Source organism: Planococcus sp. TJ-302, from assembly GCF_058268455.1.
Window position 1 is genome coordinate 609,352 of record NZ_JBZDOI010000001.1, and the last position, 23,685, is coordinate 633,036.

General features: G+C 44.8%; 30 protein-coding genes. 8 read left to right on the forward strand and 22 right to left on the reverse strand.

Annotated features, from left to right (window positions below):
• From AC4EHB_RS03125 to AC4EHB_RS03195, 15 genes are all read right to left on the reverse strand, one after another.
• The gene (locus AC4EHB_RS03125) at positions 1–1,545 is read right to left on the reverse strand and encodes a lmo1851 family serine protease (protein WP_490974139.1); all 1,545 of its coding nucleotides are present in this window, start codon (positions 1,543–1,545) and stop codon (positions 1–3) included.
• A 134-nt stretch (positions 1,546–1,679) separates the two neighbouring features.
• On the reverse strand, positions 1,680–2,384 hold the full coding sequence (deoD, locus tag AC4EHB_RS03130; RefSeq protein ID WP_490974140.1) for a purine-nucleoside phosphorylase: 705 nt from the start codon (positions 2,382–2,384) through the stop codon (positions 1,680–1,682).
• A gap of 69 nt (positions 2,385–2,453) precedes the next feature.
• Positions 2,454–2,669, reverse strand: coding sequence for a YozE family protein (locus AC4EHB_RS03135; protein WP_490974141.1), 216 nt, complete (start codon positions 2,667–2,669; stop codon positions 2,454–2,456).
• 773 nt (positions 2,670–3,442) lie between these two features.
• Positions 3,443–3,868, reverse strand: coding sequence for a peptide-methionine (R)-S-oxide reductase MsrB (gene msrB / locus AC4EHB_RS03140; RefSeq protein ID WP_490974142.1), 426 nt, complete (start codon positions 3,866–3,868; stop codon positions 3,443–3,445).
• Entirely contained in the window at positions 3,865–4,395 is a 531-nt protein-coding gene (msrA, locus tag AC4EHB_RS03145) for a peptide-methionine (S)-S-oxide reductase MsrA (RefSeq protein WP_490974143.1), read from the reverse strand. The genes msrB and msrA overlap by 4 nt, the downstream gene beginning before the upstream one ends.
• A 15-nt stretch (positions 4,396–4,410) precedes the next feature.
• Positions 4,411–4,992: a YpmS family protein gene (locus AC4EHB_RS03150; protein WP_490980643.1), complete on the reverse strand. Its 582-nt coding sequence runs from the start codon at positions 4,990–4,992 to the stop codon at positions 4,411–4,413.
• Between the two features lie 17 nt (positions 4,993–5,009).
• Complete coding sequence (locus AC4EHB_RS03155; RefSeq protein WP_490974145.1) at positions 5,010–5,807, reverse strand: GDSL-type esterase/lipase family protein; 798 nt, start codon at positions 5,805–5,807, stop codon at positions 5,010–5,012.
• 34 nt (positions 5,808–5,841) lie between these two features.
• The gene (locus AC4EHB_RS03160; protein WP_490974146.1) at positions 5,842–6,681 is read right to left on the reverse strand and encodes a DegV family protein; all 840 of its coding nucleotides are present in this window, start codon (positions 6,679–6,681) and stop codon (positions 5,842–5,844) included.
• A 99-nt stretch (positions 6,682–6,780) separates the two neighbouring features.
• Positions 6,781–7,506 carry a lysophospholipid acyltransferase family protein gene (locus AC4EHB_RS03165; protein ID WP_490974147.1) on the reverse strand — a complete coding sequence of 242 codons (726 nt, stop codon included), beginning with the start codon at positions 7,504–7,506 and terminating at the stop codon, positions 6,781–6,783.
• A gap of 4 nt (positions 7,507–7,510) precedes the next feature.
• Complete coding sequence (locus AC4EHB_RS03170; protein ID WP_490974148.1) at positions 7,511–7,996, reverse strand: dihydrofolate reductase; 486 nt, start codon at positions 7,994–7,996, stop codon at positions 7,511–7,513.
• Between the two features lie 36 nt (positions 7,997–8,032).
• On the reverse strand, positions 8,033–8,977 hold the full coding sequence (locus tag AC4EHB_RS03175) for a thymidylate synthase (protein WP_490974149.1): 945 nt from the start codon (positions 8,975–8,977) through the stop codon (positions 8,033–8,035).
• Between the two features lie 157 nt (positions 8,978–9,134).
• Entirely contained in the window at positions 9,135–9,728 is a 594-nt protein-coding gene (locus tag AC4EHB_RS03180) for a YpjP family protein (protein WP_490974150.1), read from the reverse strand.
• A gap of 329 nt (positions 9,729–10,057) precedes the next feature.
• Positions 10,058–10,831 carry a class I SAM-dependent methyltransferase gene (locus AC4EHB_RS03185; RefSeq protein WP_490975609.1) on the reverse strand — a complete coding sequence of 258 codons (774 nt, stop codon included), beginning with the start codon at positions 10,829–10,831 and terminating at the stop codon, positions 10,058–10,060.
• 2 nt (positions 10,832–10,833) lie between these two features.
• Positions 10,834–11,271 carry a BrxA/BrxB family bacilliredoxin gene (locus AC4EHB_RS03190; protein ID WP_490980644.1) on the reverse strand — a complete coding sequence of 146 codons (438 nt, stop codon included), beginning with the start codon at positions 11,269–11,271 and terminating at the stop codon, positions 10,834–10,836.
• 484 nt (positions 11,272–11,755) lie between these two features.
• Positions 11,756–12,190 carry a hypothetical protein gene (locus tag AC4EHB_RS03195; RefSeq protein WP_490980645.1) on the reverse strand — a complete coding sequence of 145 codons (435 nt, stop codon included), beginning with the start codon at positions 12,188–12,190 and terminating at the stop codon, positions 11,756–11,758.
• 430 nt (positions 12,191–12,620) lie between these two features.
• Here AC4EHB_RS03195 and AC4EHB_RS03200 point away from each other — a divergent pair, with 430 nt between their 5' ends.
• Complete coding sequence (locus AC4EHB_RS03200; RefSeq protein WP_490974153.1) at positions 12,621–12,863, forward strand: hypothetical protein; 243 nt, start codon at positions 12,621–12,623, stop codon at positions 12,861–12,863.
• Between the two features lie 112 nt (positions 12,864–12,975).
• On the opposite strand, the gene AC4EHB_RS03205 is transcribed toward AC4EHB_RS03200, so the two are convergent.
• From AC4EHB_RS03205 to AC4EHB_RS03220, 4 genes are all read right to left on the reverse strand, one after another.
• Entirely contained in the window at positions 12,976–13,281 is a 306-nt protein-coding gene (locus tag AC4EHB_RS03205) for a hypothetical protein (protein WP_490974154.1), read from the reverse strand.
• A 136-nt stretch (positions 13,282–13,417) separates the two neighbouring features.
• Positions 13,418–14,551, reverse strand: a complete 1,134-nt coding sequence (locus AC4EHB_RS03210) for a conserved virulence factor C family protein (RefSeq protein WP_490980646.1) — start codon at positions 14,549–14,551, stop codon at positions 13,418–13,420.
• Positions 14,552–14,578: 27 nt separating this feature from the next.
• Positions 14,579–16,462, reverse strand: coding sequence for an ABC-F family ATP-binding cassette domain-containing protein (locus AC4EHB_RS03215; protein WP_490980647.1), 1,884 nt, complete (start codon positions 16,460–16,462; stop codon positions 14,579–14,581).
• Positions 16,459–17,091 (reverse strand): HD domain-containing protein, encoded by a 633-nt coding sequence (locus tag AC4EHB_RS03220; RefSeq protein WP_490980648.1) that lies wholly within the window; start codon positions 17,089–17,091, stop codon positions 16,459–16,461. The genes AC4EHB_RS03215 and AC4EHB_RS03220 overlap by 4 nt, the downstream gene beginning before the upstream one ends.
• 163 nt (positions 17,092–17,254) lie before the next feature.
• Between AC4EHB_RS03220 and AC4EHB_RS03225 the strand changes: the two genes are divergently transcribed.
• Positions 17,255–17,461 (forward strand): cold-shock protein, encoded by a 207-nt coding sequence (locus AC4EHB_RS03225; protein ID WP_490974158.1) that lies wholly within the window; start codon positions 17,255–17,257, stop codon positions 17,459–17,461.
• Between the two features lie 153 nt (positions 17,462–17,614).
• Here the strand turns inward: AC4EHB_RS03225 and AC4EHB_RS03230 are convergent, their stop codons facing one another.
• Positions 17,615–17,812: a zinc-finger domain-containing protein gene (locus AC4EHB_RS03230; RefSeq protein ID WP_490974159.1), complete on the reverse strand. Its 198-nt coding sequence runs from the start codon at positions 17,810–17,812 to the stop codon at positions 17,615–17,617.
• A gap of 144 nt (positions 17,813–17,956) precedes the next feature.
• On the opposite strand from AC4EHB_RS03230, the gene AC4EHB_RS03235 reads away from it, so the two are divergent.
• The 5 genes from AC4EHB_RS03235 to AC4EHB_RS03255 all read left to right on the forward strand — a co-directional run bounded on the left by AC4EHB_RS03235 (position 17,957) and on the right by AC4EHB_RS03255 (position 21,054).
• Complete coding sequence (locus AC4EHB_RS03235; protein WP_490980649.1) at positions 17,957–18,646, forward strand: queuosine precursor transporter; 690 nt, start codon at positions 17,957–17,959, stop codon at positions 18,644–18,646.
• 2 nt (positions 18,647–18,648) lie between these two features.
• The gene (locus AC4EHB_RS03240; protein WP_490974161.1) at positions 18,649–19,038 is read left to right on the forward strand and encodes a ribonuclease HI family protein; all 390 of its coding nucleotides are present in this window, start codon (positions 18,649–18,651) and stop codon (positions 19,036–19,038) included.
• 358 nt (positions 19,039–19,396) lie between these two features.
• Positions 19,397–19,606, forward strand: coding sequence for a hypothetical protein (locus tag AC4EHB_RS03245; RefSeq protein WP_490974162.1), 210 nt, complete (start codon positions 19,397–19,399; stop codon positions 19,604–19,606).
• A gap of 18 nt (positions 19,607–19,624) precedes the next feature.
• On the forward strand, positions 19,625–19,942 hold the full coding sequence (locus tag AC4EHB_RS03250) for a hypothetical protein (protein ID WP_490974163.1): 318 nt from the start codon (positions 19,625–19,627) through the stop codon (positions 19,940–19,942).
• A gap of 98 nt (positions 19,943–20,040) precedes the next feature.
• Positions 20,041–21,054 (forward strand): PQQ-dependent sugar dehydrogenase, encoded by a 1,014-nt coding sequence (locus tag AC4EHB_RS03255; protein WP_490980650.1) that lies wholly within the window; start codon positions 20,041–20,043, stop codon positions 21,052–21,054.
• 22 nt (positions 21,055–21,076) lie between these two features.
• On the opposite strand, the gene AC4EHB_RS03260 is transcribed toward AC4EHB_RS03255, so the two are convergent.
• Positions 21,077–21,574 (reverse strand): GNAT family N-acetyltransferase, encoded by a 498-nt coding sequence (locus tag AC4EHB_RS03260; RefSeq protein WP_490980651.1) that lies wholly within the window; start codon positions 21,572–21,574, stop codon positions 21,077–21,079.
• A 15-nt stretch (positions 21,575–21,589) separates the two neighbouring features.
• Entirely contained in the window at positions 21,590–22,600 is a 1,011-nt protein-coding gene (locus tag AC4EHB_RS03265) for a S66 family peptidase (protein WP_490980652.1), read from the reverse strand.
• Between the two features lie 408 nt (positions 22,601–23,008).
• On the opposite strand from AC4EHB_RS03265, the gene AC4EHB_RS03270 reads away from it, so the two are divergent.
• The gene (locus AC4EHB_RS03270; protein WP_490974167.1) at positions 23,009–23,653 is read left to right on the forward strand and encodes an SDR family oxidoreductase; all 645 of its coding nucleotides are present in this window, start codon (positions 23,009–23,011) and stop codon (positions 23,651–23,653) included.
• The last annotated feature ends 32 nt before the right edge of the window (positions 23,654–23,685 follow it).

Below are 23,685 nucleotides of genomic sequence, written 5' to 3' on the forward strand. Positions count from 1 at the left end.
TTATTCTTTCGTGTTTTCTTCTTTCGTTTCTTCTTCTTTATTTTCTTCAGCAGCTTTTGCTTTAATGCCTGCTTCTTCCATAATGATCTTTTTAGCTTCTAGAAGCTGTGGATCATCTTTTTCTATTTTCAGGCGGAGTTCATCCATCACAGCGAATGCCGTGTCGCCTGTCACAACGCCTGTAATTTCCAGTTTTTTGTCCTCCTGGAAAGTTTCAACCGCTTTTTCCATCTTGGCTTCAAAGACGCCATCCACTTTGCCCACTTCATAGCCAAGAGCCGCCAGCATTTGTTCAGCTGTCTTCACTTGCTCGGAAATGGTGCCATCTTTCAATTCAACGGAAGGATCCAAAACAGAAAGTGAAGCATACGCAGGCAATGGAACTTTCACATCCGGCGCAATTCCTTTTTCATGGATCCAATTGCCATCCGGCGTCAGCCATTTAGCCGTTGTAAATTTCAAATTCGAGCCATCTGTCATGTCGTTGGCAGTCTGAACAGTCCCTTTACCAAACGTTTTTTCTCCGACAAGTTTAACGTCTGCCGATTCGCTCATTGCCCCGGCCAGAATTTCAGATGCTGAGGCACTTCCGCCGTCGATCAAGAGCGTTACAGGAACTTTCACTTTATCGACCGATGAAGACATATAAATTTCAGGCTCTTCGCCTTTAGCTTGCACTTCAAACATCTCTTTACCGTCTTCAATAAAGAGGTCCGATATTTCAAGCGCAGTCGTCAGCAAGCCGCCCGGATTTTGCCGGACATCCATAACCATTGCTTTCATTCCCTGTTCTTCCATATCAGAAATCGCTTTCTGCAATTCATCGTACGTATTTTCAGAGAAGCTGGTCACTTGGATATGAGCGACATTATCGCCGATCATTTCCGCGTAGACCGTTTCAATCGGAATTTCATCGCGGACAATCTTTATTTCAATCGGATCCGCCATTTCGCCCCGCTGCAGCGTCAATGTCACTTCTGTGCCTTTTTCACCACGGATCAACATGACCGCTTCGGATGCACTGAATCCTTGGATGCTTTCTCCATCGACTTCTGTGATTTTATCGCCCGGTTTGAGTCCGGCTTTTTCAGCAGGTGAATTCTTGATCGGAGCAACGATATTGATAAAGCCATTGCGTTCCTGCACTTCTGCTCCTATTCCTTGGAAACTTGATGAAATTCCTTCCAAGAACTGTGAAGCTTCTTCTTCGTTCATATAATCCGAGTATGGATCATCCAGCGACTCAATCATGCCATTGATAGCGCCATTGATAAGTTTGTTGCTGTCGACATCTTCATAATATTCGTTTTGAAGCTGATCATATGCTGTATAGAGCTTTTGGAACTCTCTCCGCTCAGGGGAATTGACTTCTACCGCTTTTTCATCTCCGAAGGTCAAGGCAAAGACTGTCAGTCCTGCCGTAAAAAGAATCAAAGTGAACACAAGCATTATAAAATAGAACGTCTTCATCCGAATAAAATGGGAGGGTTTTTCTTCAACTGGCTGTACCTGTTCTTGATCTTCGCCAGGACGTTTTTCATCCATTACTTTCACCACTTTCATTAATGCCATTCATGCTGTATCGATTTTATCAAGCTTTGGTGAATATTAAAAGAAAAAGACTGTCGAAACAGTCTTTTCCACTATTAGCCCTAAAAACGGAAAATCACTTTCAACCTTTATTCCTGGATTGCCGCTTCAAGTGCAACGATGATCATATCGTTGAATGTCGTTTGGCGTTCTTCAGAAGTTGTCACTTCACCTGTCAGCAAGTGATCGCTTACTGTCAAGATTGACAATGCTTGGCGCCCGTATTTAGCCGCAAGTGTATAAAGTGCTGACGATTCCATTTCAAGTGCAAGAATTCCATATTCCGCCCATTTTTCATGCTCCGCATAGTCATTGTAGAAAACGTCTTCCGTGAAGACATTCCCAACGCGCAAGCTCAAGCCTTTTTCCAAACCTGCATTATAAGCTTTTAACAATAAATCAAAATCAGCTGTAGGCGCATAAGACATGCCTTTGAAAATGATTTCGTTCATTTTTGAGTCTGTAGAAGCGCTTTGCGCAATGATTACGTCACGCAATTTTACATCTTTGTGGATTGAACCGCAAGTTCCTACGCGGATCAGTTTTTTCACATCGTATTCAGCCATCAATTCAGTCACATAGATGGAAATTGAAGGTACGCCCATGCCAGTCCCCTGGACAGAAACGCGCTTGCCTTTGTATGTGCCTGTAAAACCGAACATATTGCGGACATCGTTGTATTGCACAACATCTTCTAAAAATGTTTCAGCAATATATTTCGCGCGGAGTGGGTCCCCCGGCAATAAGATCGTATCGGCGATATCGCCTTTTTTTGCATTAATATGAACACTCATGTTAAAACCTCACTTTATTTTAGTCGTACTAATCATACTGTTTTTTTCTATGTTGTGCAACGCATTGCATTAAAGCCCTTCATATTCCTCCCACATCGCATCGAATGCGGACGCCTTTAGGATAGGATGCGCTTTTTCTTCAACATAACGCGACAGTAATTCGAAGTTATCGGAACTTCTTGGAAAGCTATGATCCAAAAACATAGCATCCGCGAATCTGGAAAAGTCGTCTTCGACCAGCTTGCCGCGATATTTTAAGGCGAATTGATAAAAAGAACGTTCCATCAAACAGCCTCCTTCTGAGATAAATTAACAATTATATAAGTTGACCTAAAGAAGTTAATGTTTATACACCGCTTCGGACGCTTTGGGCAGAACAAAGAAGATTGCTCCTGCGCAAGCTCGTCGCAAAGGAGTTGCCGAAAGTTACTGGCACCTCCTTGGCTCTCACTATGAGCCGAGAAGAACACTCGTCTCCTTGCTAAAAACATTCTGCTTCTGTCTCTGCATCGCTGCGCTAGCTTCGAGACATGAAAGTGCGTTGCATCGCTACGCTAGCTTCGAAGCAAAGGAAATGGTCCAAATTCCATTTGGCCATCTCCTTGCCTAGCCACGTGACGCGCCTTCGCTAAGAAATCTCTCGATATGGAGCAAAACAGCGGAGAAAAACGTACTGCTCCTGTCTCTGTCCCTGCAACGCTTCGCTAGCTTCGGGACATGAAAAACCGTTGCATCGCTGCGCTAGCTTCGAGACAGCCGAGACCCCGCAGGGAATGAATGGGCAAAGTCATTTGCCCATTCATTTGCGACGAAGCTAGCGAAGCGATGCAGGAGCACAAGGTTTTCGAAGCGACTGAGGAGGCTTGGCGCTCGCCCGCGGCAAAAAACATGTGCTCCTACAGCACTTCGTGCTTCGTCGCAAAGGTATCTCCCCAATTCTTGGGTCGATACCTTCGCAGCTGTTTTGTGGAATATCGACAATTAAAAATCATTCGTTCAACTTAAATAGCTTAATGTTTAAGCATATAAAAAGCCCGGACAGTTGCCCGGGCATCCAGTCATTCGAACAATTGCTTGTACTCGGATAAGCCTTCTGCGTCCAGCTGGTCTTTCGGTATGAAGCGCAAAGATGCCGAATTGATGCAATAGCGCAAGCCGCCTAAAGACGACGGGCCATCCGGGAACAAATGCCCGAGATGTGAATCGGCTGTAGCGCTCCGAACTTCCGTCCGCCGCATGCCGTGGCTTGTGTCGAAGCTTTCTTTGACCTCAGTGCCTTCCAATGGCTTTGCAAAGCTCGGCCAGCCGCAATGTGAGTCGAATTTATCTTTCGAGCTGAATAATGGCTTGCCGGACACGATGTCGACATAAATTCCGTCTTCAAAAAACTGGTCGTATTCGCCTTGGAAAGGCGGCTCCGTGCCGTTTTCCTGTGTAACATGGTATTGCATTGGCGTCAATTTCGCTTTCAAATCTTCCTTCATGATTGTCCACCCCAATTTTTTTCAATAAATCCTGCACGTCCTGAACCGACAGAATAACGGTTATAATGTGCAGGGTTTTTCTTATAATAATCCTGATGGTATTCTTCAGCCAAGTAAAACGGTTTGGCCGGCAGAATTTTTGTCGCAACCGGCTTAACGTATTTCCCTGAATTGTCCAGTTCTTGTTTGGATTTTTCAGCTGCCAGCTTTTGTTCTTCAGAATGATAAAAAATTGCCGTCTGATAGGATTGTCCGCGGTCAAAAAATTGGCCGCCAGCATCGGTCGGGTCAATTTGCGACCAAAAAATGTCGAGCAATTTTTCATAAGGAAAAACATCTGGTTGGAAAGTGATTTCCACAGCTTCATAATGTCCGGTCGTCTCTGAACAAACTTGCTCGTAGGTCGGATTCGGTAAATCGCCGCCTGTATAGCCGCTTACTACCGACTCGATGCCGTCATATGAATCGAACGGCTTAACCATGCACCAGAAACAGCCGCCTGCGAATGTCGCTTTTTCGGTTTTCATCCAATCACTCCATTCTTATTGATTGATCGTAACGCGAAGCCGGATATCATCTTCTTCCAAATTAAAGGAAGTTGCGCGGATAGCTACTCCATTGTCTATCGGAATCTCTGAGAGTTTCAGCAAAACGGTTTCCTCATCCGGAGAAACGGACATGAAATCTGGCAATTCCACTGAATCCCGCAGAAGTTTAAGCGCTGATTCGGGTGGAATATCCAATAACCCGACCTCCACTGATTTTTGGACCAGCAGCAAATTGCCATCTGGCTGGACAACAGGGTCGAACCTCAGCAAAATCGGCAAGGGCACTGAAAAAATTTCCAATTCAGACGACAAACTTACGTCCCCATTAACTGCCAAAGCCAAAGGGACAGGGGAATTAGCCATCTCCCGCTGAATATACGTATTCGCAAGCCCCTCGAAATCCGCTTTGGTCACATTGATGATCAGTGAATTGCCGCTGCCTGCGGTAATTGGCGCTGTTTCAGAAACAGCCAAACTATGGCCTTTAGCAGGGATGGTGATAATCATAAAGAACGCGATAACCGCCAAAAGGTTCAAGCTAAGTGATATAAAAAACGCGAGGCGCCATAATTTCATCTATTATCTTCACTTCCTTAATCTTGGGAACTGAACCCACATTCGGCCATCCGCTCCAGTACCCGTTCGCTCATCAAATCATAGCCTTTGCTGTTCGGATGGAAAAAATCCGAATGGTACACCAGGTTATCATTTCCTTCGAACAAATCACTGACAGGCACAAAACAGGCAAGTGGGTCTTCTTCCACTATTTCTTCCATTGTATCGTTATATGCCTGAATAATCTCTTCAAACTCCTCGACTTCGTCGGTGACCAGCGAAAAAGGGTTATAAATTCCGACCGCTATTATGGGTACAGTCGGGTTGATAGAGCGGATTGAAGCGAAGATTGTGCGGTAGCGGTTTTCGTATAACACCAACTCATCCATGAAAGCTTCGATATTCAAAGCGAAAAGATCTCGTTTGACGATCTTCATGACGTCATTCCCGCCAATCGTCATCATTACGTAATCCGCTTCAGTCAAGGGTCCGGTCAAAGTCTCTTTCTGGAACATCGCCAGCAGCTGGTCACTCCGCCGCCCGCGTTTCGCAGTGTTGTCAACTATCGCATTGCGGACACCCGGCCAGCCGCTTATTTCAGTTGCGACCCGGCCAACATAACCGCCGCGGTTTTCTATATCGCCAACGCCCTGGGAAAGTGAATCGCCGACAGCTGTAACGACAAGTGCATCAGGCACGAAATTAGGCGGCACGTAATAATTAGTGAATGCGGCCGGTTCACGAGGTGTCGCTTCTTCTTTTCCAAAAATGAAAGATGAGCTGCATCCGGTTAACATTACCGCAGTCAAAAGGACAATATACAGGATGCGTTTCAAATGCTTTCTCCTCTTTTCTGGAATGTCTTTCTTTTTATTCTGTATAAAACATAAAGCCGATTGCGCCAATGCCGGTATGAGTTGAAATGACAGGCGTGGTGTAATCAAATCTGATGTCCGTAAAACCGCTTTCAACAATTTTTTCTCGAAGCGGCTCCGCCATCGCCAAGCCTTCTGCATGGACGAGGCCTACACCTTTGATGATTTTCCCAGCAGTCCGTTCTTTAAAATCGTTCATCAAATACTGTACGACCTGTTTATAACTCCGTGCTTTCGCAACTGGTGTATATTCCCCGCCGTCCAGTGAAGCGATTGGTTTAATCTTCAAAAACGAGCCGATCATGGCACGGCCCTTGCCGATTCTGCCGCCTTTAACGAGATTATCCAGCGTATCGACGACCACAAAAAGTTTCGTGTTTTCGCGGACGTGATCCAAGCGCGCAACAATTTCTTCCAACGCTTTTCCCTGCTCCGCCATTTCAGCAGCTTCTATTACTTGGAAAGCGAGTGCATAAGAAATATATCTTGAATCGATGACCGTTACGGCAGTATCCGACAATTCCGCAGCAGTGCGGGCCGATTCAACCGTCCCGCTCATGCCCCCTGTCATATGGATCGACAATACTTGGTCGCCGTCTTTACCTAAGCGGTCATATAATTCTTTGAAAACACCAGGAGCAGGCTGCGAACTTTTCGGCAGCTGAGCTGATTTTCCCATCAGCTCCAGGAATTCCTTCGGCTGCAGGTCCACTCGATCCAAATAGGTTTTTCCGTCAATGAGAATATTCAACGGCACGACATGCAAATTGTATTTTTCAATAACATCGGGCCTTAAATCTGAAGTTGAATCCGTAACAATATGAATTTTCGACATGCAATCTCTCCTCTGTACAAAAATATATAGTCATTTCCTTAAATTGGCTTGCCCAAAACAGTTTTTTCTTCGATACAAAGGCCTTTGAGGCTTCAAACATCATCCATCGCTTGCCGCTAAAGCCGTTTCAATGCGGGAACGGACATCTGCCACCATCGCTTTCGCGGCGTCCTGTGAAATGGCTTCGGCGGAAATCGGCTCCAAAACTTGCACAGCCACGGTCCCAGACTTTACCTTATTATTATTTTTCTCCATAATTTCTGACGTTCCGCTAATGGCGATCGGCACGATGGGAACACCTGAATCCTTTGCGATGCGCATAAATCCCGCTTTGAATTCCCCGAGCCCTTCGCCTTTGCTGCGGGTGCCTTCCGGAAAAATCAAGATTGAATGGCCTTGCTGCAGTTTCTCGACTGTGTCGCCAATCGACTTCAGCGCACTCCTGCGGTCGCTGCGGTCCAGAAACACACAATTCATTTCTTCCATATAAGCCGGTATGACCGGAAATTTCTTAACTTCTTTTTTTGAAATAAAACCAAATGGCTTTGGTATGGAAGACAACAGCACAGGAATGTCAAAATTGCCCTCGTGGTTGCTCACAAACAGTACAGGTCCTTCCAGCAAGTTTTCCAAGCCAGTCACCGTGATTTCGCTTTTGGTCCTTTTCATGATGCCCGCTGCCCATTTTTGAGGTTCGGCATGGATCAGCGCATCGTATTCGGAAGGATTCATATCCTTTTTTTGAGCTTGGAATTTTTTTAAGTTGACCGCCGCGATTGGCAAATAGCCGAATAAATACGAAAAGGTCCTTAAAGAGTTATACATGGGGTCATGACCGTTCCTTTCGTTCAAAGACCAAATAGGAAAAAGGGGTATCTCCCGATAATTGTTGTGCCGATTCCGACACAAGCTTCCATTCATCGCCATACTCCGGGAAATACGTATCACCTTCAAATTTTTTATGGATCAACGTAATGTACAACCGGTCCGCAATTGCCAGCACCGACCGGAAAATCTGCTCGCCGCCGATTACCATCACCTCTTCATGTACGCTTTCCGCCAGGCGGATTGCGTCTTCAATCGTGTGCACAACGTCCGCACCTTCTGCCTGATAATCTTTATTGCGGGTGACGATGATATTGCGGCGCTTAGGAAGCGGGCGTCCGATCGATTCATACGTATTGCGCCCCATGACCATGCCTTTGCCGACGGTATGTTTTTTGAAATAGGCGAGATCTTCCGGTATATGCCAGGGCAATTTATTGTCTTTGCCGATGACATAGCTTGGATCGTGCGCCACCATCAATGAAATCATTTTGGCTCCCCCTCGTTCTAGTAAAATGGTTGCTTTTTAAACCGCTACCGGCGCTTTAATGCGTGGATGCGGATCATACCCTTCGATTGCAATGTCTCCCACTTCCAATTCAAAGATGGACTTTTCATCTGCCGTTATTTTCAGCTTCGGCAAAGCTTTTGGCGAACGCGACAATTGTTCGTTAACTTGCTCCAAATGATTGGAATATAAATGAGTGTCGCCTGTCGTATAAACAAAATCGCCTACAGCAAGCGAGCATTCCCTCGCAATAAGATGAGTCAGCAAAGCGTACGAAGCAATATTGAATGGCATCCCTAAAAACACATCCGCACTTCGCTGGTATAGTTGGCAAGACAGCTTGCCATCTGCCACATAGAATTGGAACATGATGTGGCATGGCGGCAGCGCCATGTCCTCTATAAACTCCGGGTTCCAGGCAGTCACAATATGCCGCCGGGAATCCGGATTCTTTTTAATGGAGTCAATAACATTTTTCAATTGGTCGATTGTACCGCCATCGGTCTTTGCCCATGAGCGCCATTGTTTGCCGTAAACCGGACCAAGGTCTCCATATGTTTCCGCAAAACCGGCTTCGTTCATGATCTTTTCCTGAAAAATGACCATCTGTTGTTTATAAAGTGCTGCGAATTCGGCGTCCGTATTCGCCCTGCGCCCAAAATCAACCATATCCGGACCGCTATAATCTGCACTTTCAACCCATTGCGCAAACGCCCATTCATCCCAAATATGATTATTTTCTTTTATAAGGGATTTTACGTTCGTGTCGCCTTTTATGAACCAAAGCAGCTCGGAAGCGATCAACCGGAACGCCGTTTTTTTCGTCGTCATCAAGGGAAAACCTTCAGCCAGATCAAAACGCATCTGATGGCCAAAAACACTCTTTGTCCCAGTGCCCGTTCGGTCTTCTTTCAATGCTCCCTTATGTAAAATATGCTTGCATAAATCCAAATATTGTTCCATTTTAAGTCGCCTCCAATATTATATTAATCATAACAAAAATGCCTATAAAAATCCTTTTCGCAGAGAATCATTGAAAAAAATATGAAAAAGGCGGCGCTGATCCACAATTGGATCAGTGCCACCTTTCATCTAAAGCCGTTCATTTTTCAAGTTTTTCTTACGAGAGCCATTTAGGCGGCGTGTCTTTAGACCAGTAGATGTCACCCAATGTTATGTGCTGCTGGAAATTATCTTCCGCTACATGATAATGGAAATTAAAGAAATAGCCTTCCTGCGGCTTTTTCTCAGTTCTCACATGGAACCGAATCGCATCTTTATTGGTATCAATGTCATAAATGTGAAAAATCTTTTCCGAATGGTCGCCAGAAGGTTTTTCTGAAATTGCGAGTTTTTGCAATTCAGAGTTTCTGAATTTCGCCAAGTGCATGTCAATGGCCTGCTGCATATTCGGCAAGATTACAGACTGGAATTCTTCGCCAATGATCGGGCCGATGCGGCTGCCGAATTTCAAATAGGCCTGCTCTTCGGCAGATTTATGTACAGTATGAAGAATGGATGGATCTGCGAAATAAAATTCGCCGGGATCGATCCAATCATAAAGAACTTGTTTATCTTTTTCCTGTGCAGGCTGTGAATCATTATGCGCTTTGTCATCCAATAGTGATTCCCAAAGCATATGGCTCGGAGGAATTGCACCCAATGTCAGCACGGCAACTGCAATTATCAAAGACTTCTGCCACCATTTATTCATCTGCATCACCTTCAATTTTGAACATTTTATAAAACTTTGACAAATGCTTTTGCTTTATTATACGTTTTTCATCAGTAAAGGTTTCATCTTCTTGAAAATCATTGTACAATAAAGTTAATCATTTAGCTCTGTTTTTTCGAAATAAAGGAGGAAAATTCCATGGATGCTTCATTGCTTATCGGTTTAGGACTATTATTTTTAATTGGATATTTGACATCTTTAAGCTTCACTGACTAATTTCCATCTATCTTCCTGTCCCAATGGGAAGTGCAAACATTATTAGAATTGAAAAGGACGAAAGAGGATGAATTCATCTTCTTTCGTCCTTTTTATTTATTTCGGCAATCGATGACGCCGTAATGGAATTTCGTATTCGGGCGCACGCGCCGGGCGAAACCGAATGCCTCGAAGTCACTGGAGCGGAAATGCGCTTTCATGACGACGCTTTTCCTTGCTGCACGAACCGCTTCATCTACCCAATGCTTCGTCAACTGGCCTGTGTCAGCTGCAGTGCGGACTGGTCTGAAATTGGAGGATTCACTGATTTCATCGGTGAACATCGGATCCATGTAAATAACATCGACGGCGTTATCAGGCAGAGAGGCGATATAGCTTACGGAATCTCCCGGCACCACATCAATCCTTCTCATGGCTTCCGCTAAATGCGGCATAGCTGTGTATTCCTTTAGTCCTTTGCCGACGATATAGGCGAATGCGGTATTGCTTTCACAACCTGTGACACTGCCCCCAGCTCCGACAAACTGCGATGCGACGATTGCATCAGACGCCATGCCCAATGTACAATCGACAAACGAATCTCCTGGTTCCATGCCCGACACCTCTATTAATGGATCCTGATAGATAGGGCGTTTTGTACGGAATGCAGATGAACTCGGATGAAAAAAGAACGGCTCCGTTTCGCCCAATGGGTAAAACTCAAGCCGTTCCTTTGCAGCCACAAGCACATCCGCCTTTTCTTCGGCATGGAGCTTTTCGATGGAACGCTTATTGCGGACGACAAACGGGATGCCAAGATCTTTAGCCGCCTGCGCGGCATTCCGATCCGTTATACCGTTAGGCCGGTAAGCCGTTGTGGCAATCATTTTCACTGTGCAGCTACCTGCTCCAGCACTTGCGTCAAATGGCTGGAAATATGTTCAACTGAATGGTCCTCAATCTGTTCCCGCGGGATGAAATAAGCCAATTCGCCATCTTTTATCACGGCAATAGATGGTGATGAAGGCGGCACTTCTGCAAAAAAGCTGCGCATCTGCTCGGTCGCTTCTTTATCTTGCCCAGCAAACACTGTCGCCAAGTGATCTGGCTTTGCAGCAGTTCCTTTTAACGCTTCAATTACCCCAGGACGCGCGAGTCCAGCGGCACAGCCGCAAATTGAATTGATGACAACTAGGCTGGTACCTGACGCCTCAGCCATAAAACTATTAACCTCTTCTGCCGTCAGTAATTCTTTGAACCCTTCACTAGCCAACTCTTGGCGCATCGGAACTACAATGCCTTTCATATACTCATCATATGCATTCATGTTTTCGCCTACTTTCATATTTTATCTTTTCCACTTGGTATAGAGTGTTTCTTCTTACTCATTCTAACTTAAGTACCGCAGAGTTTCATAATTTGCCGCTTTAAATATGAGTTTTATGTTAGTTTTTATATGGTTTCTTAAAAATATGGGTACACTTTTTTTATGTCTTCTCCTCGCAAAATAGCCAGAGCATGGTTCAGCAGCACATTTTCTAATTGACGATCCACGACTTTTATTGCCTTTTTTAGGGTGTCCAAAATGGCTGGATACTTCTTCCAATCGTCGAGTGTTGACTGACTGATGCCAGATTGTGGGCAATCCGTTCATCTATCATACTCTATCTTGTCCATTCTCTAAGTGATATTCAACCCTCTTCAGCTACCCAGTCCCTAAGCTTCCCATTAAATATCTTTTTCCCCCCCACTCTCCTGCTATTCACTTTTTTAGACAAAGAAAAAAAGCCTCTTGAATTGGAAGCGTTTGATTACTTAATAAGATGGCTATAGATTTCTTGAATGATAGCTGTGAAGGATTTTCTCAAAGACTCGCTATTATCTTCTCCAGAATCAAGAGTAAATATTAAACCATGATTCATATGCAATTCAAGTTTTACAGCCGAATACTCAATGTGTCCAGGACGCATATATTTTAACTCAACAATGTCCAGTGGATATGTTTGGATTTCATACTGCATTGAATTTCTTCTAACTTCAGAAATAAACCTATTGTGAAAAACATAAAAAATTGCATCTGTTAAGTTTTCTTCAAAAAGGTTTTTTGGGTATATGTAAGAAACCATACCTTCTCCAAAAATTTCCTCAAAAGTTTTGCGAACATCGAAACTGTCAAAACCTTTTTCAGATATATAGTAGTTAACTATTTCTTCAATTCTTTCCCGTTCATTTTCTTTTGTGAACATTACAACTCACTTCCTTCTCAAGTATCTTTCAACATAAAAAAAGGAATATCCTTCTCAAAATAATAAATATCTCCGAAGAAATGCTACTAATTGATGAGCTTACATTTTCATAACCTCTTCATAAACAATTCTATAGAGTATTGGGATAAATTCAATTACCCATCAATGTTAGCTTCAATATTTTTTGCAGCTTGCATTAGCTCTTGGATATACTTATGTTTATCACTATTATCTTCTTCAATTTTGCTAAATACCATAAAAGATTGCGACCTAAGAAATCTTTATTTCGAATATTCTGAAATTAGTATTACATTTTTATGTTTTTTTAAAAATAGAGCAGATTTTTGACATTCTATGTGGTATGTTATAGAAAATAATATGCATCATAATCTACATACCAGCTTTCCAATTCCGGAAAGGAGAATGTAAAATGTCATTAGATAGCATAAAAGAAATGCTCAAGACTGTACATTATTACAACACGGTTAATATCACCCAAACTTTCAGTAAAGGTGAAGATGCTGTTATTACAGCTAGATGCATTAGAAACACCAATATCCTTGAAATCACTTTCTATGAAGAGCAGAAAGTGGAACAATTCACCTGCATTGAAAAAGCAGCCGCGGCAATCGACCGGGCAATCAACTCGAACCAATATTCTACAAACTCCTGAATCTTTCAGGAGTTTTTTTATTCTTTACTCGTTATCCTCCTTGCATTTCTCTACAATTGCATTGCCGAAAAAAAATGAAAAGCCACCGAATAGTAACTGCCAGCTTATTAACTCATTTACCACTCTTCTTTTCGGCATATTGTTCATTGATAAAGCCGAGCATTTCCTCAAAAAGATCCCCTTCATACCATACATATGGAATCTTTTGGTCCAATCCGGCTTTATCCATTTCAAGGCTTGTCGCAGATAATTGGACAATCCTTGTATCATCGGTTGCTGCATCTTCCTTGAGTTCTTTACCTGTGAAATGCTTTTTAACCTTTCCAAAAAATTGGTCCCTTTCGTTGTCGCTGCCGAAATCCCATGAATCGTATTTTCCCTGATGCAATAATTCGATGGAATAAATATTTCCGCTCATAATAATTTCCTCCTCTTAGGCATTTGCGCTTGCCAAGTTTATCAATATACAAAGCAGTTCCCTGTTTCCCCCTCTTTGAAAACCTTTAAGGAAAAATAAAAACCAGCGGCTGATGGTACGCCGCTGGCCCTTTGCTTCACTTTTCTTCTTTCATCGCTTGGCGCGCTTCGGTCATTTGCTTCCACACCGAGCCTTTAGCGTCTTCCCCTTGAGCAATCCGCGCGATTGCCATCTTCACTTGCAGTTTCACTTCAAACTCCGTATCGCCCGCTGCATGTTCAAGTGCGGGCAGAGAAGCCTCTGTTCCGCTTTCATAAAGAAACATTGCTGCACGCCAGCGCACCAATTTGTTTTTATCCTTTAAAGCTTCCGCCATGACAGGCTCAAATTCCTCGAAGCCAAGATCGCTGATGGTGTCACCGGCAGTTCTTCGCACTGCCCAGCTCTTGTCTTTCATAGCCTGCCCAATATATGGGACGACCGTTTTGTCTTTAATATCGCCAAGGAAAATGACTGCTTGGCGGCGGATGGACATCTTTTCATCTGCCAATGCTTTCGCAAGCAATGGGACATCGTCAAGTTCTCCTTCCGCCATCTGGTCCAGCAGCTGGAAACGTGTTTCCCAGTCCGGCACATCAAATTCTTCAAGGCTTACTTTGCGGCCTCTGACAAATGCAGTCGCTGCCCCTGATGTTTGTGCGCCTGCCATTTCAAGAAGGCGCTCCTGCGGATAGGCAGCATCGATTTCTTCTACAACATGCTGGCCAATTTCTTCTTTTTCGCCGTAGCGTACGCCGTAATCGGCCCATTTGCGCTGCAGCAAGTAATTTTCTTCAGTCGGATCCATCACAGCATTCATCGCTTGAATAAAACGTTCAGGCATAGCGAAACGCCTTTCAGATTCATTGTCAAAAACCTTTACTTGAAGCGGTATCCCTTTAAACTGCTGCACATGGACGTAGACTTCGCCGAAATGCTCGTCGATGCTGATTTCTTCGTCCACAGCCTTGCTGTGTTCACCGAATGCACGGCGGACTTCCGCTAAAATAGTTTCCCAGTCAAATTTCGAATTCCGCTCCACTGCCAAAAAATCCGCTACGTGATAAACGCCTTTAACGCCATCGATTTCAAGGATTTGGGCGATTTCAACTGGAGCAGCCTGCACATTGGCAGAAGTATAATTATGGCTTTTGCCGAACGGCAACTCCTGATCTATAATCACTTTCATCGTATTCGGGCTAGGTGTAGGTTCTATCATTTTGATTTTCATGAAAAAAATTCCTCCTGGTTTTAGGATTTATGCCTCCGCAAGTTCCTGAAGGTATGTCCAGCGTTCGATTAACTGATCGTATTGCTCGGTCAATGCATCGATTTCCTGAGTTAGTTTGTCCAGTTTTTCAAAATCAGAGCCGGCCGCAGCCATCTTTCCTTCCTGCTCTTCAATTTTCGCTTCCACTCCTGAAATATTTTCAAGAATCTTTTTGTATTCAATCTGCTCTTTGTAAGTCATTTTCTTTTTCTCCACCGGAGCCTTAGGGGTTTCCGGTTGTTCTACAGCCGGCTGTGCCGCCGCCGTTTCCATCGGAGCTGTTTTCTCTTTTATGAAATCGGAATACAAACCTTGGTATTCCAAAATCTCTCCTGAGCCGGTCGTCCATAATTTGCTTGCAATCCGATCTAAGAAAAAGCGGTCATGGGAAATCGTGATAACGAGTCCTGGGAAATTTTCAAGAAAATCTTCCAATACTGAAAGCGTCTGGATGTCCAGATCGTTGGTCGGCTCATCGAGCAGCAAAATGTTTGGTTGTTCCATTAACAGTTTCAGCAGATAAAGCCGCTTGCGCTCGCCGCCTGACAATTTACCGATCTGCGTGCCGTGGCCATTCGAAGGGAACAAGAATCTCTCAAGCATTTGTGTGGCGGAAAGACGAACGCCTTTAGCCGCCTCGTAATCACTTGAAATTTCCTGGATATACTCAATCATCCGCTGAGACTCGTCCATCTCAGGAAGATGCTGTGTGAAATGGGCAATCTTAACGGTGCTGCCGTATTCCAATTTTCCTTCCGTCGGTTGGTATTCACCCGCAAGGATTTTCATCAATGTCGATTTACCAGCGCCATTAGGACCAACAATGCCGATCCGATCTCCGCCCTGCATAAGGAAATTGAAATTCCGAAAAATGACTTTGTCACCGAATGACATGCCCACATTTTCGCCCTCGATGATTTTCTTGCCAAGGCGCTGGCTTTGCATGGATAGTTCAAGCGACGTGTTGTCGTTTTCTTTTTGGACGCTGTCCTGTATCTCTTCAAACCGCTGAATGCGCGCTTTTTGCTTCGTTGAACGGGCTTTCGCGCCGCGGCGGATCCATTTCAACTCGGACCGGAAACGGTTTTCCAATTTTTGCTGCGAAGAAGCAGCCATTTCGTCGCGGATAGCCTTATTCTCTAAATAGTCGCCGTAATTCCCTTTATGCGTATAAAGCGTTTGGTCAGCAAGTTCGAAAATATGCGTTGAGACGGCATCTAGGAAATAGCGGTCATGCGTAACGAACAACATAGCGCTGTTCATGCGCAGCAAAGTCTCTTGCAGCCATTCCGTGGAGATGGCGTCAAGATGGTTGGTCGGTTCATCCAGCAAGATCAAGTCAGCTGGTTCGATCAACGCTTTCGCCAAAGCAACACGCTTGCGCTGGCCGCCTGACAGTTCACTGATTTGCTGATCATACATGTCGATTCCCAGTTTGGACAATGCTGTTTTCGCCATAGCATTAATATCCCAAGCATTGTCCTGCTCCATGCCTTCCTGGATTTTCATCAATTCATCCTGCAATTGAGTCGAACTGGAATCTGCCATCATGTTTTTCAATGCCTGTTCGTATGAACGGTTTAAAGCCAGAATCGGCGAATCGCCTGAGAACACGGTTTCAAGCACAGTCAACGATTCGTCAAATTCCGGTTCCTGCATCAAATAAGTGATGCGGTATTTTTTCGGGTGGTCCATGACGATAGAGTCTGATTCCATGTCACCTGAGAGGATAGACATCAATGTCGACTTTCCGGTGCCGTTGACGCCGATCAAGCCAGCGCGTTCACCTGGATACAATGAAAATTCAACATTTTTGAAGAGCGTTTTCGCTCCAACTGTCTTCGTTAAGTTCGTAATATTTAAGTGGCTCATTTATTCCCATCCGTTTCTTTTTTTAGTTGCTCTAAAAAGGATAGCATAAATTGATGGCGTTCTTCAGCAATCTGCTTCCCACCAGCAGTATTCATACTATTTTTCAATAATAGCAGCTTCTCGTAAAAATGAGTTGCGCTGCTCGTCGGAGCCGAACGATACTCCTCCTCGGTCATTTCACTGCGCGGTTTTTCTTCCCAATCGTATAGTTTGCGGCCTTTTGCGCCACCGTATGCGAATGTACGCGCAATGCCGATGGCCCCTATGGCATCTAAACGGTCAGCGTCCTGGACGATTTCCGCTTCAATGGTTGAGGTTGGTATGCCGTTTCCGCCTTTAAAGGAAACCGACCGGATTATGTCTTTTATACTTCGCTTCTGATTATCCGTAAGACGCAGATTATCCAAAATCTCTGTTTCCGGATCTTCCCCATCGCGCGTATATTTCGGGTCAGAAACATCATGCAACAGCACTGCTATGTCAATCAGGAACTCGTCCGCAGTTTCTTGCTCCAGTATAGCTTCTGCATTTTTCCTTACCCGTTCGATATGCTGCCAGTCATGGCTGGCGTCGAATAAATCGTATATTTTTCGTGCCGCTTGTTCACACTCGCTGATTACGTTCTGCATCTAATTTTAGCCCCTTTTCTTCTATTATAAACGGTATTCATTACTGTTCGCTTTTCTTTTCCCGGCGCATTGACGATTTGGCATGCTTAATGTATAGTATAGCCATCCATTAAAAGGATTTTTAATGGTGCCACGGCAAGACTCAATAATAGGGGGAACGCGCATGCACCAGGGCAAAGTTAAATGGTTCAACTCAGAAAAAGGTTATGGGTTTATTGAACACAATAATGGTGATGACGTCTTCGTCCACTTTACTGGCATCCAAGGTGACGGATTCAGGACACTCGAAGAAGGCAAACCCGTGTCTTTTGAAATTATTGACGGCAATCGTGGTCCGCAGGCAGCAAATGTGGTCGAGATCACCAATTAAACATAATAGCTTTTTGCTTTAGAGACCTGCGGAATTCCACCTGGTCTCTTTTTTTGTGCTCTTGCGCAAGTCCCCTTTACTATGATCTATTCCTAAGCTCTACCCGCATCAAAGCCGGCGGCGGATAATTCCGCCGCCGGCTTTGCCGGTCGATCATTTATGGCCAGTGCCAACTTTGTTTAATTCATTCCCTAAAAATTGCAGTTGAGAGCCGACGGAACAATTGCTGATGCAAAAACGATGAGCGGCGGTTTTGCCTTGCTCTTTACGGATTTGCTTGCGTACGAAACACCCTTCGCAATAGGTTTCCATCATGCCGTCAATCTCGTTAATAATTGAAAGCTTGTTCAAGCTGTCACCCCTCTAAATTGCCGTTCGTTTATTTTACTACTGATTTGTCATTTAATGCAACAATAGTTATACTAGCAAAGGATAATTTCACTTTTTGCGGTGGTTCGAAAACTCCCGCCTCAACAAAACTAAGGAGGACCATCATTGTATAACGAATTTTTAGGATTGGGCTTCGCCCTGATCAATTTCATCCTTATGCTCATCATGTATAAGGTTTTCGGTAAAACCGGTTTGTTCGCGTGGGTGGCCATTTCCACGGTTCTGGCTAATATCCAAGTGACAAAGACCATCGAGATTTTAGCGCTGACCGCGACGCTCGGCAATAGCCTATATGCTTCCACTTTCTTGGCAACCGACATATTGAATGAAAAATACGGCAAAAAAGACGCCCGCAAAGCAGTGTGGCTCGGCTTTGCTTCTCTGCTTATCATGGTTATTGTAATGCAGTTCGGGTTGAAATTCATACCAGCGGAAAGCGATATCGCGGACGGCTCGCTGCACACTATCTTCGGCTTGGTCCCGCAAATCGCGCTTGGCAGCATGATTGCCTATCTCGCCAGCCAGCATATAGATGTCATCATCTTTTCAGCAATCCGCAAAGTGTTTCCAAAAGACAGCCAATTTTGGATCCGCAACAACGGTTCCACGCTAATCAGCCAATTGATTGATACGCTCATTTTCACAAGCATTGCGTTTTATGGCGTTTTCCCATTCGATATTTGGCTGCAAATATTCATTTCGACGTATATCCTAAAATTCATCGTGACTGTACTCGCTACACCGTTCGGCTATATGGCGAAAGCGATCCAACCAATTGACGAAAAGCAGGTGTAATTATGCTGGAAGTTTTTGTAGATGCCGCGACTGCCGGCGACCCGAAAGTTAGTGCCGCCGGGATTTTTATCAGAGGCGAAGGGCAGCTTCTCAAAAAAAGCCGATATCTCGGAGAAATGGACAACCATACAGCGGAGTTTGCTGCTTTGATCATCGGATTGGAAATGGCGAAAGAGTTGACTTCCGGGATGGTGTCCATCAAATCCGATTCCCAAGTTACAGTTGATGCATTTGAACGCGAATTTACGAAAAACGCGAAGTTCAAACCGCTCCTCGAACAAGCGCTGGAACTGGCGACGCATTTTGATTATTGTTTTATCAAATGGATTCCCGATTCCCAAAACCGTGCTGCCGATGATCTTGCAAGGATCGAGCTGCGCTCTCATAGGTGAAGGCTCCTGATATAAGTCGAACCAAAATGTATGACATTGAAATTAGCTACGGTCGTTTTGGGCAGGGCTCACAATGAGCCTAAAAAACCCACTCGTCTCATTGCTAAGAAAACCTTCAGTATCTGTCTCTGTCTCTGTATCACTGCGCTAGCTTCGAGACATGAAAGTGCATTGCAGCTCAGCATGCTTCGTCGCAAAGGTATTCCCAATTCTTGGGTCAATCTCTTCGGAGCTGTTTTGCTCTATATCAGACTCCATCCCTCATTATAAAGTTAACTTCATATAGCACTAGTTTTTGGCAGACGCTTTCTAGAAAGTCTGGTAAACTTGAAACAGTTGAATTAAATGGGGGAAAATTATGAGATCAAAAATTGGAATTGTACTCGATATTTTCATTTTAGTAATCGGACCTTGGATTCTTTATACCCGCATCATTGAAATTATGGAGCGCGGAGTTTCTGTGTACCCGGTAATTTCCATCATCATAATCTCACTTGCGATCGTATTTTCGATTTATAATCTGTACTTGGCGCTTTCCGCGCGCCAGCAGCGCAACCCGAAAAAATAGCTTGAAAAGGTGATTCTATTGCATTCGGTTTTATTTTACATTGTACCTATCGTAATTTACTTAGTGGTCAATAATATTGTTGATAATCTGTACTGGCCGCATTTCTTGGTTCTGCTGTTATCGTTTTTGATGTTTCAGCTTGTCAGGGTGCGTTATCCGAAAGATGGCGTACCGCTTTACGCGAAAGTTACACAAGCTGCATTTTATGTACTGACTGTCACATTCATTTTCCGCGACCAATACCTTAATCCACAGATCATCAATATCTTATTGGCCGTGACAATCGGCCTTGTGATTGCGGAAATTATGCAAAACAGGAAAAAACCGTCGAAATGACGGTTTTTTGTCGTTTATCTGCCAATTATTCCCTTTTTTCCATATCAGTACCTTTTCAAACTCTCTTCCCTTATGATGGAAAAAAGGAGGTTTTTGTTATGAGGAAATTAGTTTTGCCTTTTCTATCCGTTGCATTTCTTGCTGCATGCAATGACGCTCCTGCTAATCCCGAGAAAGCGACTGCTCCTACTGAGGCGATTGCACAAGGTTTGGATTCCCCATGGTCCATCAATAAAATCAATGATGAATTTTATATCTCGGAACGCCCAGGTACTGTCGCCCATGTGGATGCGGAAGGTGTTGTGGCGCACCAGCAAGTAAATTTCTCCGATCCGTTGTCGGATGCCGCTGAAGCTGGCTTTCTCGGTTTTGTTCTGGCGAATGATTTTGAAGAAAGCCGCCAAGCTTACGGCTATTATGTTTATGATCGGGATGGCCGGTCTTTCAATAAAGTTGCCCGCTTCCAGCTCAATGGCGACGCTTGGCAAGAAACCGATGTCTTGATTGAAGGCATCCCTACTGGGAATGTCCACCATGGCGGCAGACTGGAAATTGATGAAGACGGCGCCCTTTATGCAACGGTCGGGGATGCTTCTGAACCTGACCTCGCCCAGGATATGGGATCAGTCAATGGCAAGATTCTTAAATTGAATGACAACGATGAATTTTTGATTTATTCCAGCGGCCACCGAAATCCTCAAGGCATTGCCTGGAACGGCGCTGACATGTACGCATCTGAACACGGCCAATCAGCAAATGATGAAATTAACATTATCAATGAAGGCGATAACTACGGCTGGCCGCTCATCGAAGGCGAAGAAACCAAGGATGGCCTGGTTTCCCCTTATTTTACAACCGGTTCTAATGATACGTGGGCGCCGAGCGGATTGGCCATTCAAGATGGGCAGCTCTACATCGCTGCACTCCGCGGCACTGCTGTAAAGGTTATGGATCTGGAAACTGGCGAAGTAACTGACTCCATTGAAGGCTTTGGACGGGTACGCGATGTCTATTCTGACGGGGAGGATATTTATTTCATCTCCAATAATACGGACGGACGCGGAACACCGATTGAAGGCGATGACAAATTATATAGGCTCAGCAATGAATAAAAGCGCCGTTTGGGCGCTTTTTTCATAGGAATTTAATCATCAGCTCTTCATCGATATAGCGGTCGCCAATTTTCATCGCCCGCACATCAATTCCGTATTTTTTAAAACCTAAATTTTCATAGAGCTTCAAAGCGGCTGTATTTCCACAGGACACCGCCAAATACAATTGTTCGATTTCTTCAATGGCGTAAGCGGCTTCGATCAGTTCCTGCATCAATCGATGCGCGATGCCTTTCCCTCTTGCGGACGGTGTCACGTAAACGGCGTAGACCGATGCCCGGTGCAGCAGCTTTGTTCCTGTGTCCCGCGACAGCGTGACATTGCCTGCCAGTTTGCCTTCTAGAAAAGCGCCGAACGTTATCGCATTGGCGCCAGCCAGCCGGTCAGCTGTTTTTGACAGCGGAGCATTTTGCGCATCTTCCAGCGAGGCTCCGAATGCATCTCCGTCGTTTGCCAATGCCTCTAGGCGAAGATTCCTGTAGTCCCTCGCATCTGCAACAGTCAATTTCCGGATTTCCATGGCCGTCGCCCCTTTTCATGTGAATTGCAATAGCATTTTTCCAGTTCCGCCGCCCGCTTCGATTAGCGCGTGTGCGCCATTAATAAATGTAAGCTGCGGCGGCACGTGGCCGCAATCGATATCATAGATGATCGGCACTCCCAATTCTTCTGAAAGATCCGCGTACATTTTTTCGGCTGTATAACCATTTACCGGCTCGTTTGCTGGGCTTCTTCCGAAAACAATACCAGATATGCCGTAGAACCAGCCCGCATATTTCATTTGCGTTAACGATCGTTTCATGTCAGCGATATTCATTTCGCAATTCTCCAGGTACCAGACGACCGGCTCTCCGGGAATGTGCTGCTGACGGAAAGCTTCGACATCACCGTATGGCGTGCCAATAAGATGGCGGATCACATCGATGCAGCCTCCCAGCAATCGGCCTTCCATATGTTCCGTTTCACCAGACACTGTTTTCCACTGTGTTTCTTCGGTCAGATGAAAAACGACAGGCGATGGATTTTCATGGTCCCAGCTCAACTGAAATTTTTGGGAAGCAACCTGCTCGACGCTTTCTCCTGGTTTTGTTTGAAGCACCTCGAGCCATTTCGCGCTTACGGCATCCATTTCTGGTCCTCTCAAGTCCACGAAATTCAAGCCATGGGCAGTTGCATTACCCGTCTTTAACGTAATCGCCAATAGCAATAAGCTGATGTCCGAATAGCCGACAATCCATTTTGGGGGGATTTTTTGAAAATCCATGAATTCCAGAATTTCAATCAATAATTCCCCTCCCCATGGCGGCATGACGATATCTATTGAAGGGTCGGTCAACATTCCCATTAATTCGGCGGCTCTAGTCTCTGCCGGAGCCGACTTGGCCAATGCCTGCGTCCAAGCAGTTTCGCCGACTGTGACTTGGAAGCCTCGTTGTTCTTGGCGCTTGATTGATTGTTTCAGCGTATCATGAATTTCTGGAGCAACACCGGATGATGGCGCCGTCACTCCAATCGACTGCTTGGATAATGTTGGGTAAATGATCATTTTACGGCTCCTCCCTTATCTTCCGTTATGTAAAATAAATGAGTCCATAAAGCAGTGCGCAGAGGATTAGTCCTCCCAGCAAAAATAAAAACGATTGGGTTAAGAAGTCCCAGATTACACTTGGCTTTCGATCAAGCTTTTTTACATCCATTTGTGACACACCTAACGAAAGCCCTGATGAATGGAGTTCGTTCGTTATTTTCCCTGTTTTCCTTATGCGGCGGGGTTCCATCAAATTCCTCCTAAAACTATAATTGAAAAAAAGTAGATTAGTTATATTATACTAAAGTGCCGCAGATTGTGCAGAAATTTTTTTATTATTTTGAAAACCCTAAAAATCGCTCGCTTACACCCCGCCATGAAGGGTATATCAGTTAAAAGATATTCAGCGAGGAGGTTTGTAAGCAGATGAAGATATTAGTGATAGGAGCGAACGGTCAAATTGGCAGGCATCTGGTCAAATTGCTTGCTGACAGCACCGCTCATACGCCAATAGCAATGATCCGAAGGCAGCACCAAATCAGCTTTTTCAATAGCCTTGGAGTCCAAACAGTATTAGCGTCGCTCGAAGACAGCGTCGATGATATCGCCCAAGCCATGGACGGCTGCGATGCTGCCGTTTTTGCTGCAGGCAGCGGAGGTGATACCGGTGCAGACCAGACGCTGCTGATCGACTTGGACGGCGCGGCCAAATCGATTGAAGCCGCAGAACAAACCGGAACTGACCGCTTTTTAATGGTCAGCGCGATCCATGCCGACAAACGCGAATCTTGGGGAGACGAAATTGCCCCCTATTATGTCGCTAAACACCACGCAGATAACATTCTCCGCGCTAGCGGTTTGAACTACACAATCATCCGGCCGGGGCTCTTGACGAATAATCCAGGAACGGGACTCATCGAGGCGAGGGAAAGCCTGGAATCCGGTCCGATACCGCGCGAAGATGTTGCAAGGGTCCTTTTTCATTCACTCGACAATGTCCATGTGTTCAATAAAACCTTCGAAATCATCTCGGGCGACACCTTGATTGAAGATGCCCTAAGCCAACTATAATCCAAAAGACGGCCCTTTCTACTTACAGAAAG